The following is a 17,643-nucleotide window of genomic DNA, read 5'->3' as shown; positions in this document are numbered from 1 at the left end:
AGCATTTTCTCAGCTATTCACTAAACTGAAAGATGCAAAACACTGGTTCAAACACAACAACAATACGGACCATTTATAATAAGGACAAAGTACATGACGCAGACAAGTTCACCGTCGCAAGATGTGCAAGAAATGGTAGCACAATCAGATACCGGAGCCCGATCGCCGTCAGGGATTCCCGGTCGTATCCTCTGGTTTGTGCCATTATGTTGGTCTCTCTTCCAACTTTGGTATGCCTCTCCATTACCTTTTATTTTTGATTTTGGCGTACTCAATGACACTGAAGCCCGTTCAATACACCTAACCTTCGCGGTTTTTCTTGCCTTCACTGCTTATCCGGCGTTAAAGGATTCACCTCGTGATCGCATTCCCGCATTGGATTGGATTTTGGCTTTAGCCGGCAGTTTTTCTGCTGCCTATATCTATATTTTCTATACTCAACTAGCCGATCGCTCAGGTGCACCAACCACCATGGATATCGTGGTTGCGGTAACGGGTATGCTACTGCTTTTAGAGGCGACTCGCCGCGCGTTAGGCCCACCGCTAATGGTGGTTGCAGCAGTATTCCTCCTGTACACCTTTGCTGGCCCCCACATGCCAGACGTAATTGCCCATAAAGGGGCAAGCTTAAACAAAGCGATGTCCCACCTATGGCTAACAACCGAAGGTGTATTTGGTGTGGCTTTGGGTGTTTCCACCTCATTTGTTTTCCTATTCGTGCTGTTTGGAGCAATGCTTGAGCGCGCTGGCGCTGGTGCTTACTTTATTAAAGTAGCCTTCTCGCTACTTGGTCACATGAAAGGTGGTCCTGCAAAAGCAGCCGTTGTGGCATCTGGTCTTTCCGGACTTGTTTCCGGTTCTTCGATTGCGAACGTAGTGACCACTGGTACCTTTACCATCCCATTAATGAAGCGAGTTGGCTTCCCGGGCACTAAAGCAGGCGCGGTAGAAGTTGCAGCTTCTACTAATGGTCAGCTGACTCCACCAATCATGGGTGCAGCAGCCTTTTTGATGGTGGAATACGTTGGTATTTCTTATGTAGAAGTAATTAAAGCTGCGCTACTTCCTGCACTAATTTCATACATCGCTCTTATCTACATCGTGCACTTAGAAGCGTGTAAAGCTGGTATGACAGGTCTTCCTCGTCGCCACACTCCAACCGTAATTCAAAGCTTGCTCTCGTTCACAGGCACTATCTTAGGTCTATGTGTGATCAGCGCTGCGGTTTATTACGGTGTGGGTTGGACAAAAGATGTGTTCGGTGAAGCTGCTACGCCAATTGTCGCTGTCGCTCTATTGATCTCATACATTGGTCTACTCAACGTTTCTGCGAAATACGCAAAAGAAGGCGCAATTGAAATTGATGCTGAACTAACAGAAGTGCCAGATCCTGGCCCTACTGTGAAATCTGGTCTGCATTTCCTATTGCCAATCGTTGTATTGGTTTGGTGTTTGACCGTTGAACGATTCTCGCCAGGTCTCTCTGCTTTCTGGGCAACAGTATTCATGATCTTTATCTTGATCACTCAACGCCCTTTGATCGCACTGCTTTCTAAGCAAAATGACATCATGGAACAAACGAAAGCGGGTTTTGTCGATTTGGCAGAAAGCTTGGTTTCAGGTGCGCGTAATATGATTGGTATCGGTGTTGCTACAGCAGCAGCTGGTACGGTTGTAGGTGTGGTTACCCTAACGGGTATCGGCCTTGTAATGACTGAGTTCGTCGAGTTTATCTCAGGCGGTAACGTTGTCTTGATGCTGCTATTCACCGCTGTGATCAGTTTGATTTTGGGCATGGGTCTACCCACGACTGCAAACTATATTGTGGTTTCAACCCTAATGGCTCCTGTTATTGTCACCTTAGGTGCACAGCATGGCCTTATCATCCCGCTGATTGCCGTTCACTTATTTGTGTTCTATTTCGGTATCTTAGCCGATGATACGCCACCAGTTGGTTTAGCCGCATTTGCCGCCGCAGCAATCGCGAAATCCGATCCAATTCGAACCGGTATCCAAGGCTTTACCTACGATATTCGTACCGCGATCCTGCCGTTCATGTTCATCTTTAATACCCAACTGTTATTGATGGGAATAGACAGTTGGTGGCACTTGATGCTCACCATCATATCTTCGGTCATAGCCATGTTGATATTCTCGGCGGCCACCCAAGGTTGGTGGTTCACGAAGAATAAGTGGTGGGAAACCGTGCTGCTTCTTGTTCTGACTTTCTCATTCTTCCGCCCAGGCTTCTGGTGGGATATGGTTTACCCAGCCAAAGTGCTTTCTCCGGGAACCGACATTGCTCAAATCACCGAATCTCTCGATGTAGGTCAATCCATTGAGTTACGCGTTTCCGGTGAGAACCTTGAAGGTGACTATATTGAGAAAACTGTTCGCCTACCATTTGATGACGATGCCATCAGTGCGGAAGATCGAATCAGCTCAATGGGTCTCATGCTAACGGAAAATGAAGGCAGAATGATTGTTGATATGGTCGAGTTTGACAGCCCTGCGGAGGCTTCAGGCGTTGATTTCGACTGGCAGATTAATTGGGTGGTTCAAGATGCGGATCGTCCAATGAAAGAGTGGGTATTCTTACCTTGTCTACTTATATTGTTAGCGATGGCCGCCAACCAAAAACGTCGTGTACGTAGAGAGCAGCTCACCGCCTAATGAATATGGCCCCGTAAACTCGGGGCCAAATCGAGAAATAAATAAATGTATAAACAAATTCTTGTACCAGTGGATTTAAACGACAAAGGTTTTTCTGATCGTGCGGTGGAACTTGCAGTGTGGCATGCCAAAACATCCAATGCAGAGATCCAGTTACTTAACGTATTACCCGGTATTCACATGTCTATGGTTGCCAGCTACTTTCCAAAAGATGCTGCGCAAAAAATGAAAAAGGATGTTGAGAACCAACTCAAGACCTTTGCTAAGCAACATATTCCTGACGATGTTATCCATAAAGTACACATAGCTGAAGGCAAGCCATATAAAACCATCTTGCGTTATGCCGACAAGCTTGGCATTGATTTAATTATCATGCCTAGTCACAAACGCTCTAAAATTGACAAGGCAGTACTCGGTTCGGTTGCGAGTAAAGTTGTACAAAGCTCACCAATTAATGTTTTAGTGGTGAAACCGCAAGGTTAATCTCAATTAAGCAAGGCGCCCATAGGGTGCCTTGATAGTATTTACCTATCAATTTTATCAAATTTTCCAATTTTATTTATTTAAAAGACTCGCCGATAATGATGTTAACTCCTTAGTTAAGACCATCATTATGAAAAAGACACTCACCTTCGCCAGCCTACATTTTACCGTCGCTTTTACCGTTGCGTACTTGCTTACGGGTGACATCATCATCGGTAGCATGATTGCGATGCTTGAACCGGCAGTAAATACCGTCGCTTTCTATTTTCATGAGATGGTGTGGCAAAAATCAACAGCGTTAAGACAGCTCGCTCAATCCGCAAAAGTGAAAACCACCAGCTTTGCCATTGTCCACTTTAGTGTTGCCTTCGGTGTCGTTTACTTAATGACGGGAGATGCATTTGTTGGCGGGGTAATGGCCGCCATCGAGCCAAGCATTAATACTTGTGTCTATTACTTCCATGAGAAAATTTGGCTACGTAAACAGCAACCAACTGAGTGGGCTTGCGCCCACTAAACTCAATTATACTGGGAAGTGGGTCACACAGAGGTCTTCACTCAGCCCAATATTAAAACGTTGCAGCTGGCCATCTAGCTCAACTTCAAGTTGATAAAGATCGTTAGGGTTAGGCTGACTTAAATCTGCATAGATAGGGGCTTCAACCTGAAATAATGCCGAAGTATGATCGCTACGAACATCAATGGGCAAATGATAAGTCATACCATTAAAGCTTACCGATGCTGAAACCAGCCCGGGGCGGTAGGTTTTATAATGTAGGTCGACCATAAACTCACAACCACCACCATGATGCCATATTTGTTCTGTGGTGATGTGCTCTAGGCGCACGTTACGAATGAACTGCAAATAAGGCGCTTGCCAGATACCTATTCTCGAATCGTTTTTATGAACTGTATCCGCGCCCAACGGACATACCTGTTCATTATCTTCATCATCCAGTAACCACTCGTCGTCATCATGCAGAAATAGAATCTCAAAGCGATTACGGCCTAGCTGTAAATATGGACGAATATCTTTTTTGTATTGAGCCTGACTGCCATCACAATCAAACACTGCCACACCATTTACTCGAACCTCTGCATGGTAATCAATGCCACCAATCACTAAATCGACGGCGGAGAACGAAAGCATAGCGTCATCCACTTCAATATCATGCATCAAGTGCCATTCTTGCTCAGCAATAGCTTGTTCCGTCAGTTCATCAGGCAGAACTTGGCTTAAAGGAGCAGGAAAACTCACATCATCTTGAGGGATTGAAAGGTCGGTCAGCGGAGACAACTGCCATAAACCAGAAAGGGAAAATTGCATGGCTACAAACTTGCGCTAGATCAATATTAGCCAAGATTATAATGAATCTATGTGAGTATAGATACAAAAATACCAGCTTGGTCGCTGGTATTTGTAATGGTTGGATGAGATGAAAAATTACTCTTCATCGTCCTCATCATCTGGGTAGATCGCATCTTCACCTTCGTAGTAAGTGCCCCAACCATCGTAAATAATGTCGTATTTTTCTGCTAGGTTAACTAGCTTCTCAACCTGCTCGTCGATCGCTTCTGCGTTTAGCGCTGATTGCATAGTTGCATCGCAACAAAGCAGTTTATTGCCATCTTCGTCTTCAGTTTCTTCTGCTTCTAGAACTTCGAAACCCATTTTGAATGCTTCAACTACTGCTTTTTCAAGCGTATCGAAATCTTCTGCGAACAAGTGGTGTTCGATCTCATACAGAGAATCTGGATCACTGCCATCTTCAAGCAAGGCTTGGATAATATCGCGAGTATCTTCCTTTTGAATTTCAATTAATTCTTCTACAGATAGATATTCATCTTCATGAGACATATTTGTGCTCCAGATAGTGATCAAATAGATTGGTTTTCAACGCGACGAAATATCGCATGGATCTCGACAAATTACTAGGGGATGTTGAGCTTTAACGGCGATTTTTACGTTATCTAAGCGACTTAATCCATGGCAAAGATCCTGAGCATTCAAACAAGATCGCAAAGCGTGATCTTAGGTCAAGTTTTAACCTCACAAGCAATTTGGAAGATTGTTCGGCTAAATGATCTCTTATTTTAGGCGTACATATGCGTATTTATTATCTTCGTTTGCATCTACTCAAGGTCAATCAAACTGCATAAGCATGAATTTATGCACGCATAAGACGGTATTAACTGCATAGTTAGTTAGGTGACCATGCTTAGTTAGTGAGCCCTTAACGATAAACAATTTGCATTGTCACTCATTATCACAACCCTCTAGCTAATTATCCTTAAATAGAATTTACCCCCACAAAAAAGCCGAATAGCAACTAAATAGCAAACAACATCACCAATTAAACGACATAAAGCCCCAACTACCTCATTTGCAACTTGCGTTTAAGGTTGTCATAAATAGCCTAAGATTATTTGTAAGGATGCAAAATGAGTAAGTTGTATGTCGGATCGGAAGTAGGCCAACTAAGAAGAGTACTGTTAAATAGACCAGAAAGAGCCTTAACCCACCTCACCCCCTCTAACTGCCACGAGCTGCTGTTCGATGATGTTCTAGCAGTAGAAGCAGCGGGAAAAGAGCACGACGTGTTCGCTAATACACTGCGTAATCAAGACGTCGAAGTATTACTTCTTCATGACTTACTGGTGGAGACGCTAGCGGTTCCTGAAGCAAAGCAATGGTTATTAGAAACCCAAATCTCGGATTTTCGTTATGGGCCGATGTTCGCTCATGATTTCCGCCATTACTTGGCTGAGATGGATAACGAACATCTCGCTACAATCTTACTTGGCGGCTTAGCCTACTCAGAATTACCCATCAAATCGGCGTCGATTTTGCCTAAGATGCATCGACCATTAGATTTTGCGATTGAACCACTACCCAACCACCTATTTACACGAGACACCTCTTGTTGGGTTTATGGCGGAGTATCACTTAACCCAATGATGAAACCCGCTCGTCAGCGAGAAACCAACCATTTACGCGCCATTTATCGTTGGCATCCAACCTTCGCAGGACAAGACTTCATCAAGTACTTTGGCGATGAAGATCTGCATTACGACAATGCCAATATTGAAGGCGGTGACGTATTAGTTATCGGTAAAGGCGCAGTATTAGTCGGCATGTCGGAACGAACAACGGTTCAAGGGGTTGAAAATCTCGCTGCGCAACTGTTTAAACACGGCCAAGCGAAACAAGTGATCGCGATAGATCTTCCTAAGCACCGTTCATGTATGCACTTGGATACGGTCATGACTCATATGGATGTCGACACCTTCTCTGTCTACCCAGAGACCATGCGTAAAGATCTCGATACTTGGTGTTTAACGCCTGAATCAAATGGCGATATCCATGTGGAACAGGCTCAAAGCTACATCTCTGCGATTGAAAATGCATTAAACCTTGATGCCCTAAAGATCATCACCACGGGTGGTGACAGTTATGAAGCAGAACGTGAGCAGTGGAACGACGCCAACAACGTCCTCACCGTAAAACCGGGGGTAGTCATTGGCTATGAACGCAACGTTTATACCAACGAGAAGTATGACAAAGCCGGAATTGAGGTACTGACCATTCCGGGCAATGAATTAGGTCGTGGTCGCGGCGGGGCTCGCTGTATGAGCTGCCCAATTGAGCGTGATGATATCTAATTCCCTGTCATGTTTTAAAACGAAAAAAGCCGCGTTATCACGCGGCTTTTGATTTTCTAATCGTTGGTAACGCTACAAACGTATTTGATTACTCAGTACCACCGACAGTGATTGAATCTAGCTTCAAGGTTGGTTGACCGACACCAACAGGCACACTTTGCCCTGCTTTGCCACACACGCCAACACCGCGATCAATACTTAGATCATTACCGACCATAGAGACTTGCTGCATCGCTTCAATACCCGAGCCTATCAAGGTTGCCCCTTTTACTGGACGAGTGATCTTACCGTCTTCAATTAAATAGGCTTCTGACGTCGAGAAAACAAACTTGCCTGATGTGATATCAACCTGACCACCACCAAAGTTAGGTGCGTAAAGGCCTTTCTTAACCGTTGAAATGATCTCTTCAGGGCTATGCTCACCCGGCAGCATGTATGTATTCGTCATACGTGGCATTGGTAAATGCGCATAAGATTCACGGCGGCCATTACCCGTTGGAGCAACGCCCATTAAACGCGCATTTAGCTTATCTTGCATGTAGCCTTTCAATACACCATTTTCAATCAAGGTATTGTATTGACCTGCCACACCTTCATCATCGACGTTCAGCGAACCGCGGAGATCTTTCAGTGTGCCATCATCAACGATCGTACAATGCTTAGAGGTCACTTGCTCACCAATTCTGCCACTAAAGACTGAAGACTCTTTACGGTTAAAGTCACCTTCTAGGCCATGTCCTACCGCTTCATGTAACAGAACACCGGGCCAACCTGAACCTAAGACAACCGGCATTGCACCTGCTGGTGCTGCATCAGCTTCAAGGTTAACCAATGCCATACGAATCGCTTCATCAGCGAACTGATACGCTACCTGCATCCCTTCGCTGTCGGTTAGGAAATGATCGTAAGTAAAGCGGCCACCGCCACCAGCACTGCCACGCTCACGACGATCGCCCTTTTGAGCAAGTACCGTAATCGACAAACGCACCAATGGACGCACATCACCGGCGTAAGTGCCATCAGTTGCAGCCACGAGCATTTGCTCATGCACACCACTTAAGCTAATGGAAACTTCTTGCACCAGAGGTTCTTTGGTACGGATATACGCATCAAGCTCTTTGAGCAATGCGGTTTTCTGTTCTTTCTGCCAACTTTCTAGCGGGTTTACCGCACCGTAATAAGCTTGGTTATCTGAGCGCTTAAACACTTGAACTTGAGCATTTTGACCTTGCTGAGCAATACCACGCGCCGCAATTGCACTCTGTTTTAAACCATCAAGTTGAATCTGATCGGAATAGGCAAAACCGGTTTTTTCACCGCTTACCGCTCTAACCCCTAGCCCGCAATCAATATTGAATGAGCCATCTTTGATGATGCTGTCTTCTAGCACCAAAGATTCATGCCAACTGGATTGAAAGTAGATATCGGCATAGTCAATTTGACGCGTTGCAATACTGCCTAAAGTGTCAGCAAGATCTTGCTCTGTAAGGCCAGCAGTATGCAATAGTGCTTCTTCTACATGATTAATTGTCATAGTTTGCTCTTAATTCTTTATCTGATTGCTGAATCGGCAATGAGCCATTGTGGGCATTGCCGTTCTTATCTCATCCACTGCGGATAAATCTATTTCTACCAACAAATTTACAGGTTGGTCAGCTAAACTTGCGATAACTTCTCCCCATGGAGAAATCACCATTGAATGTCCCCACGTTTGCCGCCCACCATCGTGCGTCCCCACCTGATTCACAGCCACAATCCAAGATTGTGTCTCAATCGCACGGGCCATCAATAAGGGCTGCCAGTGGGCTTTTCCGGTCACTGCGGTGAACGCGGCCGGAACCAACAGTACATTTGCGCCACGCTGCGCAAGTTCACTGTAGAGTTGTGGGAAGCGCACATCATAGCAAATACTTAAGCCCAAATGAGCAAAAGGCGTTTCAAGGGTTACGATTTTATCCCCTGCCTGAAACGTTTTCGACTCTCGATAACGATGATGACTATCGGCGACATCCACATCAAACATGTGTAGCTTATCGTAATGGCTGACTAAACTCCCCTTGTCATCAAATACAAGGGTGGTAGTGGTAACACCGTTCACCCTTTTAATAGGCATACTACCAAGCACTAGCCACACTTTATGCCTCGCAGCAATCTCTTTCAAAGCGGATTGTATTGGGCCGTGGTCGAGTAACTCAGCTGCCGCGTGATAATCACTGCGAGAGCCAAAGACAATCGCGTTTTCAGGCGTCATGACCCAAGTTGCTCCTTGCTGGGCAAGCAATCTTACCTGCTCGGCAATGTAGGCTAGGTTGTCATACGGGTCTCTACCGGATGTCATTTGAATCAGACCAACTCTATCCATGAGTGCTCCTTGCTATTTTATCGCGTCACGCAAATTCTTCGGCAGTTTAAACTCGCCCTTGCTTCTAGATAGCTCTTTCACCACTGGAGAATCAAACGGTCCTTTCACTTCATAATCCACTTGTGAGAAGACTTCGACCACCGGAGAAATGACCGTTGTGATCGCCAAGACATACAGTGCTGTTTGTGGTGTCACGGCAAACGCAGTCAATACAGGGATGCCAGAAGTAATATCCGGCACAAAATTCACTTCCGCATCAACGGTTCGTGAGTTCAAATTCGCGAGGCCTTTAATCGACATTTCGCCAGCTACTGCATCCATTTGGATGTTATTGGTAACGAAAATACCGTTCTTAATTTCGCCGCTACCTGTAATGGAGTTAAATGCCATCCCTTTGTCGAATACATCACTGAAGTCGAGCTGCATTTTACGAATGATCGAATCAAGGCTGAACATTCCAAGGAACTTCGCTGCGCCACTTACATCGGAAATCACCCCTTTGCCTAAGCGCGAATCAACCTGACCAGAAAGAGAATTTACTTTCATTGACCATGGCGCACCATTCCACTCTAGGTTAGAGCTAATCTTAAACGGCGCTTCTTGTACCCCTGATGAAATACCAAATCGCTCCATCACTTCACTGTTATTCTCACCGGATACATTTAGCTGCATCTTAGTCTTGCTGCGCTCACCATCAAGCAACCAGCTACCTTGCATTTCCAGTTCGCTACTACCGCTTTTCACGGAAAGCTGTTTCCACTCCACGCGCTTTCCTTGACGCTGTAAATCAAGCAGGACATGACCAAGCTTGTAGCCCTGAACCCATAAATCATCAATCGCGAGCGTCACGTTCGGTACTTTTTTGTGAAATGCGCGGTCAAACTCTGAAATCAATGGTGCATCTTGCTCGTCCGCTTCAAATAAGCGTTTGTTTTTATGAGCCTCATCATCAAGCATAGGCAAGAAAACATGCAGGCGTTCGAGTTTCACACTCAAATCATAAGGCTCGATGTAACTCGCCTCACCTTCCACTTCTTGACTGCTGACATTCATGTGCCAGCCAAGATTTTTACGCTTAGCCGTAAAGGCAACGTCATTCCAATCAATGCTAGCCAATTTCAGTTCATCAACATTAATATCGACACGCTGAGGCTTAGGCATAGTAGGCGTGTTCATCTTAGCTAGCGCTGAAGTTTGCACATCATTTGATGGCGTTAATGCCTCTAACCAAGCATCCAAATCAAACTGTTTGGCACGAATACGTAACTGATGGCCGACGATCGGACTGATTTTATAGCTGCCTTTACCCAAAATAAGGTTGGTGGCTTTTATTACTGGCATGTCGGAGCCAATATCGATTTCAGCTTGATACTTAAAATCTGGCAATTGTAGACGGGCGGTAATGCTCTCTTGATTACCTGAAGCTTGCATACTGGCTTTACTGCGCATCGCTGCTTTTTTCCCCAATGGATATGGGTAATCGCTAGCCAGCATTTGCAAATCAGCCGATGCATCCACTTGATAAGTAAAGCCAATATCATTGAGTTGAATATCAACGTTCGTTTGCCAAGGTACGTGACCGCTTATAGGATCTAACCACTTCTGCCCAACGTAAGGAGCAAGCGGCTCAACCGCCCATTCTCCTAACACATCAATGCCTACTGAATAACCTTTTCCGGCATTTTCACCATTAAAGTCAATCGAGATAGGTTGAGACAAAAGATCTGCGGCAAGGCCTGCACCTTTGACTACATCATTATCAAATTCAATTCGACCAGAAACTTTCGCTAACTCCATTGGCGGCGTTTCTATATTGACTTGGTTTTGAGCGAGATCTGCGTATCCCCATGCGCGGGTATCGAAGTCATCAAATGGGATATGAAGTTTAAACTCAGACTTTACTTCACCTTGCACTTGAATCGTGGTTAGGGCTGCACCAACCGAATCAACCAGTGGCGAAGCCGTCATGTAATCACGCACCGCATTACCTTGCGCCACTGCGGTCGCTTCAATTTCAATATGGCCATTCTCAGCAAGCTCTGGGATTCGCCCCGTAATACGTTTGGCATCGACATCCATGAGCTTAGCGCTGCGCGAGTCCAAATACATGGCGTCGTTTTGAAACAATAGATCGAGCTGTAAATCGGTGATTGGCGGCCATGCCGTATCGAAACTAAACTTGGCTTTCTTCAAACCTACCCAAGCTTGGAACATGCCATCGTGCTTACGATAAGGAAAGTCAGCTAGCTCACCATACCAAAGCAACTTAGCGGTATTCACCTTACCACCTTGAATGGCGCTGGAGAGGTAATCCGTAAGCTCTAAACCAAGCGCTAACGTTGGTAAATAGCGCCATGTTTCGCCAGCGTTATACAAATCCGCTTCAGCGTAAAAAGATAAGAATGGGCTTTTATCAACCGGGAAATCTAGACGAAATGCTCCCAACACCTGCAAATCGGGCGTCGCGGCAGTCACTTTATCTGCCCATAAACGCCAACCTTGCTCACCAAGATTTTGCCAAACGATATCCACTTGGCTTTGCTTAATGTTCAGTGGCGCTTGAAATACATCACCATAAGGCAACACATCATCAATCAAACTGACTTGCGCTTTGGCTTGTTGAGTATTGCCTACAACAGTTGCTTGCAGATGATGCAGTTCAGGCAATAGCTCCCACTGCTGCATGCTCGCTTGCGTCAAGGTCGCCGAGTATTTTAAAGACTCGACTGAATCCGCCATCGAAATGCGGATATCTTCTAGCTGACCACCAAGTTGCAACTTTTGTAATACATCAGTCAAAGACTTGGATTCTGGTGCAAGCTTAATCAGTGGCGAGATGGCCTCAAGATCCAGCTGAGAGACATTAAGCAACCACTGTTCTGGCTGCCAATTAAATGCCATATCAAATTCAGGCCATGGGTTGTTATCGGTAAGTAGCTTAAGTGAGTGAGCATTTACTTGCCAACCTTGGTCGCTCGGCTCTAGAACAAATACTCCCGACTCGAAGACAAGCTCATGCTTTTGCCCTTCTTGCCAAGTGAGCTCTGATGGCAGCACTTCCACATACGCATTGATTGGCTTGCTTCGAGATAGAGTCAGCCAACTGTTTAAGCTCACTTGGCCTTTTTCAATCCCGGTTTCACTTTGCAGGTATTTGGTCAACCAAGGGGTTACCAACACATTGTCTGCCGCCAGATAAAATTCACCACTCACTTCTTTCAGTGAGCCATGGTCAACAAAGTTGGCTTGAACATCTAATGAATTGAGTTGTGTGCCGGCAATCGTAATTTCACCATCAACTAAATGTCGGCGGCCTTGGTTTTGCCATTTTAAACGGGCGATATCAAGCGTTCGTTCATCACCATTCACTGCCGTTAGATGAACTGTGGAATCATATAATGAAAATCGGTCTAACTGACGAAGCAACAATTGGTCAATCTGCTGAACCACATTTTGCTGCTCACCTTGAGGGGCTAACTGTTCAACGCCATCCTCTTTGACCCACTTAATCGAGCGCACATCTAAGTTCAGGTTATGAATATTAAGATCAGCAATCACGGGTTGCAGTTGCGAAAGGGATTGGAACAGATCAAATTCCACCTCAACCGTTTGAGCCGTAAATTCGATACCGCTGGCTTTCGGGGTCTGAACGACGACATTCGCAAGAGAGATAGAGGGATGAGTATTGCGCCAAAAGCCACTGATAGACTCGACTTGAAGCTCAAACTGCGTTTCTTTACTAAGCCAAGTGAGTAACTCGGCTTGATAATGATTTAAATTAGGTAAAGCGACTCTCAAGGCGGTGATTGCGATGGCCAATAGAACCAACGCACTCACCAATCCCCATTTGATCACTTGGGTAAAATGAGAAATAACGACCTTCATGCTCGCCTTACATCATTACCACATCAAACTGCTCTTGAATATAGAGCGGCTCTGCTTGTATTTTCACTTGTTTACCAATAAAGACTTCTAGTTCAGCCAATGCATGCGACTCGTCACCATGTAAAGTCTCAGCCACCGCTGGAGAAGCATAAACCACAAATTTGTCTGCATCGTAAGCACGATTAACACGAGTAATCTCGCGCAGAATTTCGTAACAGACACTTTCCACTGTTTTGACGCTCCCGCGCCCTTCACATGTTGGACAAGTAGAACACAGCACATGTTCAATGCTTTCACGCGTACGTTTGCGAGTCATCTCGACTAAACCAAGATTGGTGAACCCATTGATGTTGGTTTTTACACGATCTTTCGCCAAAGCTGCTTCTAATGAGCTCACCACACGTTTACGGTGCTCTTCAGAAATCATATCGATAAAGTCGATAATGATGATACCGCCCAAGTTTCTCAAACGAAGCTGACGCGCGATCGCTTGAGTGGCTTCGATATTGGTATTGAAGATGGTCTCTTCAAGATTACGACGACCGACAAACGCTCCGGTATTAATATCGACCGTTGTCATCGCTTCAGTCTGATCGATGATCAAATAACCACCAGATTTGAGCTCAACCTTACGCTCAAGTGAACGTTGAATCTCGTTCTCTGTGTCGTACATGTCGAAAATAGGTTTGTCACCTTCATACAGCTCTAACTTCTCAGTCAGCTCTGGTACGTACTCCGACGTAAACTCTTTGAGGTTTTCAAACTCCAAACGTGAATCGACAATAATATTAGTCAATTCAGTGCCTACGAAGTCACGTAAAATACGCTGCGATAAACCTAACTCACCGTATAGAGTTGACTTGGTTTTGTACTTAGCGCGGCGCTCATTCACTTTAGACCATAAGCGTTTTAAGAATGCGGCATCTTGAGAAAGCTCTTGTTCATCCGCGCCTTCTGCTGCGGTACGGATAATAAAACCACCATCTTCGTCGCAATAGTGAGCGACCACTTTCTTTAAGCGTTCACGTTCTTTTTCACTTTCAATGCGCTGTGACACACCCACATGGCTAGCACCCGGCATGAAAACAAGATAACGAGAAGGCAGGGTAATATCTGTTGTGAGGCGAGCCCCTTTTGTGCCCAGCGGATCTTTCACCACTTGAACCACGATATCTTGACCTTGGCGCACCAGCTCAGAAATATCACGAACTTGGAATTGCTGCTTTTCATTTTCTGCAACGCATTCGGTATGTGGAACAATATCGGAGGCATGCAAAAAGGCCGCTTTGTCTAATCCAATATCGACAAACGCAGCTTGCATTCCGGGAAGTACTCGACTCACTTTCCCTTTGTAAATGTTACCTACAATGCCGCGCTTCGCTTCTCGCTCTACGTGGACTTCTTGTAAGACGCCCCCTTCGATCATTGCCACACGAGTTTCACTCGGGGTCACGTTGATCAACAACTCTGCACTCATGAGCGCACCTCTATCTGAAATTATAAAAATTGGCGCAAGAGCTGGTCAGTTTCAAATAGTGGTAGGCCTACAACAGCGTAATAACTGCCTTCTATCCTAGTAACGAACCTTCCTCCAATTCCTTGGATACCATAACTGCCAGCTTTATCGCATGGTTCGCCTGTTTGCCAATATTGTTCAATTTCTAATTCTGACAATGGCTTAAACCATACGTCGGTAGTTACCACTACCGTTTTTTGCTGTTCTTCTGTTGCCACTGTTACCGCGGTCATGACTTGATGAGCACGGCCAGACAGTTGGCTAAGCATTTGTTTTGAGTGGGCCAAATCTTGTGGTTTTTCTAATACACGATCATCGCAAACAACAATCGTATCTGACCCAACAACAATCGACTGAGGTGCAAGCTTTACCCCAGCCATTGCTTTATCTTGCGATAAGCGGGCCACATAAACGCTAGGCGTTTCATGTGGCTGCATTTGTTCTTCAACATCTGGACGAACAATCGAAAATTGATAGCCCAGTTGTTCTAACAACTCTTTACGACGCGGCGAACCAGACGCCAATACCAAAGGCTTTGTCATCTTTACCTCACATGCCAATGACGACGAACGCGACGCATCAGTAGGAACATCCAAGGCCATAGCACGCAGTTAATTAAACCACTCCACAATGACATTGGGTTAAATGTAATGTCTTGAATTAGATATTCGCCAAAGAAAATCATCACTTCTAAAGCAACCGACATGACACCTATCACTATCGCTTGCTGCCATAACGCCATGTTACGTATAACAAGGAAGTTAAGCGCGACAATATAGATGACTATCGACATCATCATGCCACGAATACCTAATGTAGAACCTAAAAGAAGATCCCACAACAGACCAAGCACTAACGCTGTACCGACGTTAACGCGATTTGGTAACGCCAACACCCAATAACAGGTGACCAGCAACAACCAAGATGGACGCAGAAGATCGAGCACACCCGGCCACGGGATCGTTTGTAACGTGAGAGCAATAACAAACGAGGCAAACAACACCATCTTGCCTTTAAACACACTATTGCCCATCGCTTGATCCTTCTATCATTCCTTCAGGGCTGACCTGCTGAACTTTTTCTTGGCGAGAGTCACTTGGCCAAATCAATAGCAAGTAGCGAAGTCGTTCAAAATCTACCACTGGGTCGGCCTCAATCACCGCAAACTCGCGCTGACTGTCACGCTCTACTTTTGCAATATGTGCCACTGGGTAACCTTCAGGGTACACACCGCCAAGCCCGGAAGTCACCAGTAGGTCTCCTTCTCGGATATCAGTGCTGATTGGAATGTGATCCAGATGAATACGATCGACTTTGCCGTTGCCAGAAGCAATCACTCGGATATCGTTACGAATCACTTGCACCGGAATGGCACTATTGGCATCCGTTAACAGCAGTACTCGACTGTTATGCGCGGAAACAAAGGTAACTTGTCCAACAATCCCTTTTTCATTCGCGACAGGCTGACCAACGTAAACACCGTCAATCTGTCCTTTATCAATCACCACTTGATGGCGATAAGGGGAGGTATCGACAGCCATCACCTCGGTCACCACTTTACGTTCATCACGGACGAAAGATGAACCCAGCAGTTTACGCAGGCGTTGGTTTTCCTCTCGATATTGATCGAGCAGCAATAAATCGTTTTTTAAACGCAGCACTTCTCGTTTAAGAACACGACTACTCTCCATCGCATCTTGTCGCACGCTAAAACGCTCGTAAACCCCATCAAACATAACCCTTGGTAGATCAGCCACGTATTGAATTGGAGCCACGACGCTGTTTAACAAATAGCGTACTTGAGCGAAGGCACCTAAACGACTATCAGCCAGCATAAGGCTGGCTGATAGAATCACGGCGAAAAATAGGCGTAATTGAAGTGAAGGTCCTCGGCCAAAAATCGGCTTCATGGATTGTGAGTTCCTTTAATCTTTCTTTTACTGCTTAAGCTTTACTTATATGGGCTTAAGCCTATGCGATTATTCTTCGCTAAATAGATCGCCACCATGCATGTCGATCATTTCAAGAGCTTTACCGCCACCACGAGCCACACACGTTAGTGGATCTTCAGCGATAACAACTGGAATACCCGTTTCTTCTGTCAATAGACGGTCTAGATCTTTCAGTAGTGCACCACCACCAGTTAGAACCATACCGTTCTCTGAGATGTCAGAAGCCAGTTCTGGTGGACATTGCTCTAGTGCAACCATCACAGCAGAAACAATACCCGTTAGCGGCTCTTGTAGCGCTTCTAGAATCTCATTTGAGTTTAGACTAAAGCTACGCGGCACACCTTCAGCAAGGTTACGACCACGAACTTCGATCTCTTCTACGTCATCACCTGGGTAAGCAGAACCGATTTCATGTTTGATCTTCTCTGCTGTCGCTTCACCAATCAAGCTACCGTAGTTACGACGAACGTAGTTAATGATCGCTTCATCAAAACGATCACCACCGATACGTACTGAAGAAGAGTAAACCACACCGTTTAGCGAGATAACGGCAACTTCTGTAGTACCACCACCGATATCGACCACCATTGAACCTGTCGGCTCAGATACGCGCAGACCTGCACCAATCGCTGCCGCCATTGGCTCATCGATAAGGTAAACTTCGCGAGCACCTGCGCCTAGTGCAGATTCACGAATCGCACGACGCTCAACTTGCGTTGAACCACAAGGTACACAAACAAGAACACGTGGGCTTGGTTTTAGAACGCTGTTGTCATGCACTTGTTTGATAAAGTGCTGCAACATTTTTTCTGTCACGTAGAAATCAGCAATTACGCCATCTTTCATTGGACGAATAGCAGAGATATTACCTGGAGTACGACCTAGCATCTGTTTTGCTGCATGGCCTACGGCTGCAACGCTTTTGCCTGCGCTTTTACGATCTTGTCGAATAGCAACTACGGATGGCTCATCAAGAACAATACCTTGTCCTTTGACATAAATAAGAGTGTTGGCTGTACCTAAATCGATTGATAGGTCATTAGAAAAAATGCCACGAAGTTTCTTGAACATGTTCTTCGTTCGTCCTGAAAGAATTAGAAGATAAAAAT

General features: G+C 45.4%; 14 protein-coding genes. 4 read left to right on the top strand and 10 right to left on the bottom strand.

The genetic code is table 11. The features are described from left to right. Positions 1 to 93: 93 nt before the first annotated feature. From OH461_RS09340 to OH461_RS09330, 3 genes are all read left to right on the top strand, one after another. Positions 94 to 2,673, top strand: coding sequence for a TRAP transporter permease (locus OH461_RS09340; protein ID WP_270020366.1), 2,580 nt, complete (start codon positions 94 to 96; stop codon positions 2,671 to 2,673). A 45-nt stretch (positions 2,674 to 2,718) separates the two neighbouring features. Further along, entirely contained in the window at positions 2,719 to 3,156 is a 438-nt protein-coding gene (locus tag OH461_RS09335; protein ID WP_270020365.1) for a universal stress protein, read from the top strand. Positions 3,157 to 3,286: 130 nt separating this feature from the next. Further along, positions 3,287 to 3,673 carry a DUF2061 domain-containing protein gene (locus OH461_RS09330; protein ID WP_270020364.1) on the top strand — a complete coding sequence of 129 codons (387 nt, stop codon included), beginning with the start codon at positions 3,287 to 3,289 and terminating at the stop codon, positions 3,671 to 3,673. A 6-nt stretch (positions 3,674 to 3,679) separates the two neighbouring features. Here the strand turns inward: OH461_RS09330 and OH461_RS09325 are convergent, their stop codons facing one another. Together OH461_RS09325 and rraB are read right to left on the bottom strand one after the other, a co-directional pair. Continuing rightward, positions 3,680 to 4,483, bottom strand: coding sequence for a glycosyl hydrolase 2 galactose-binding domain-containing protein (locus tag OH461_RS09325; RefSeq protein ID WP_270020363.1), 804 nt, complete (start codon positions 4,481 to 4,483; stop codon positions 3,680 to 3,682). Between the two features lie 117 nt (positions 4,484 to 4,600). Next, positions 4,601 to 5,014, bottom strand: coding sequence for a ribonuclease E inhibitor RraB (gene rraB, locus OH461_RS09320; protein ID WP_260261503.1), 414 nt, complete (start codon positions 5,012 to 5,014; stop codon positions 4,601 to 4,603). A gap of 584 nt (positions 5,015 to 5,598) precedes the next feature. On the opposite strand from rraB, the gene arcA reads away from it, so the two are divergent. Continuing rightward, the gene (gene arcA, locus OH461_RS09315) at positions 5,599 to 6,819 is read left to right on the top strand and encodes an arginine deiminase (RefSeq protein WP_270020362.1); all 1,221 of its coding nucleotides are present in this window, start codon (positions 5,599 to 5,601) and stop codon (positions 6,817 to 6,819) included. An 88-nt stretch (positions 6,820 to 6,907) separates the two neighbouring features. On the opposite strand, the gene tldD is transcribed toward arcA, so the two are convergent. From tldD to OH461_RS09275, 8 genes are all read right to left on the bottom strand, one after another. Further along, a complete protein-coding gene (tldD, locus tag OH461_RS09310; protein ID WP_270020361.1) occupies positions 6,908 to 8,353 on the bottom strand; it encodes a metalloprotease TldD in 1,446 nt (481 codons plus the stop codon). Positions 8,354 to 8,362: 9 nt separating this feature from the next. Then, complete coding sequence (locus OH461_RS09305; protein ID WP_270020360.1) at positions 8,363 to 9,181, bottom strand: carbon-nitrogen hydrolase family protein; 819 nt, start codon at positions 9,179 to 9,181, stop codon at positions 8,363 to 8,365. A gap of 12 nt (positions 9,182 to 9,193) precedes the next feature. After that, positions 9,194 to 13,066, bottom strand: coding sequence for a YhdP family protein (locus OH461_RS09300; protein ID WP_270020359.1), 3,873 nt, complete (start codon positions 13,064 to 13,066; stop codon positions 9,194 to 9,196). A gap of 7 nt (positions 13,067 to 13,073) precedes the next feature. After that, positions 13,074 to 14,543: a ribonuclease G gene (gene rng, locus OH461_RS09295; protein ID WP_270020358.1), complete on the bottom strand. Its 1,470-nt coding sequence runs from the start codon at positions 14,541 to 14,543 to the stop codon at positions 13,074 to 13,076. 20 nt (positions 14,544 to 14,563) lie between these two features. Further along, positions 14,564 to 15,124 carry a Maf family protein gene (locus OH461_RS09290; protein ID WP_270020357.1) on the bottom strand — a complete coding sequence of 187 codons (561 nt, stop codon included), beginning with the start codon at positions 15,122 to 15,124 and terminating at the stop codon, positions 14,564 to 14,566. A 2-nt stretch (positions 15,125 to 15,126) separates the two neighbouring features. Continuing rightward, positions 15,127 to 15,615 carry a rod shape-determining protein MreD gene (gene mreD / locus OH461_RS09285; protein ID WP_270020356.1) on the bottom strand — a complete coding sequence of 163 codons (489 nt, stop codon included), beginning with the start codon at positions 15,613 to 15,615 and terminating at the stop codon, positions 15,127 to 15,129. After that, a complete protein-coding gene (gene mreC, locus OH461_RS09280; RefSeq protein ID WP_270020355.1) occupies positions 15,605 to 16,492 on the bottom strand; it encodes a rod shape-determining protein MreC in 888 nt (295 codons plus the stop codon). Before mreC ends, mreD begins: the two co-directional genes overlap by 11 nt. A 69-nt stretch (positions 16,493 to 16,561) precedes the next feature. Further along, positions 16,562 to 17,605, bottom strand: coding sequence for a rod shape-determining protein (locus tag OH461_RS09275; RefSeq protein ID WP_260261513.1), 1,044 nt, complete (start codon positions 17,603 to 17,605; stop codon positions 16,562 to 16,564). Between the last annotated feature and the right edge of the window lie 38 nt (positions 17,606 to 17,643).

This window comes from Vibrio sp. LaRot3, assembly GCF_027587025.1.
GTDB lineage: Bacteria > Pseudomonadota > Gammaproteobacteria > Enterobacterales > Vibrionaceae > Vibrio.
This window is presented reverse-complemented; position numbering and strand designations above follow the sequence as displayed.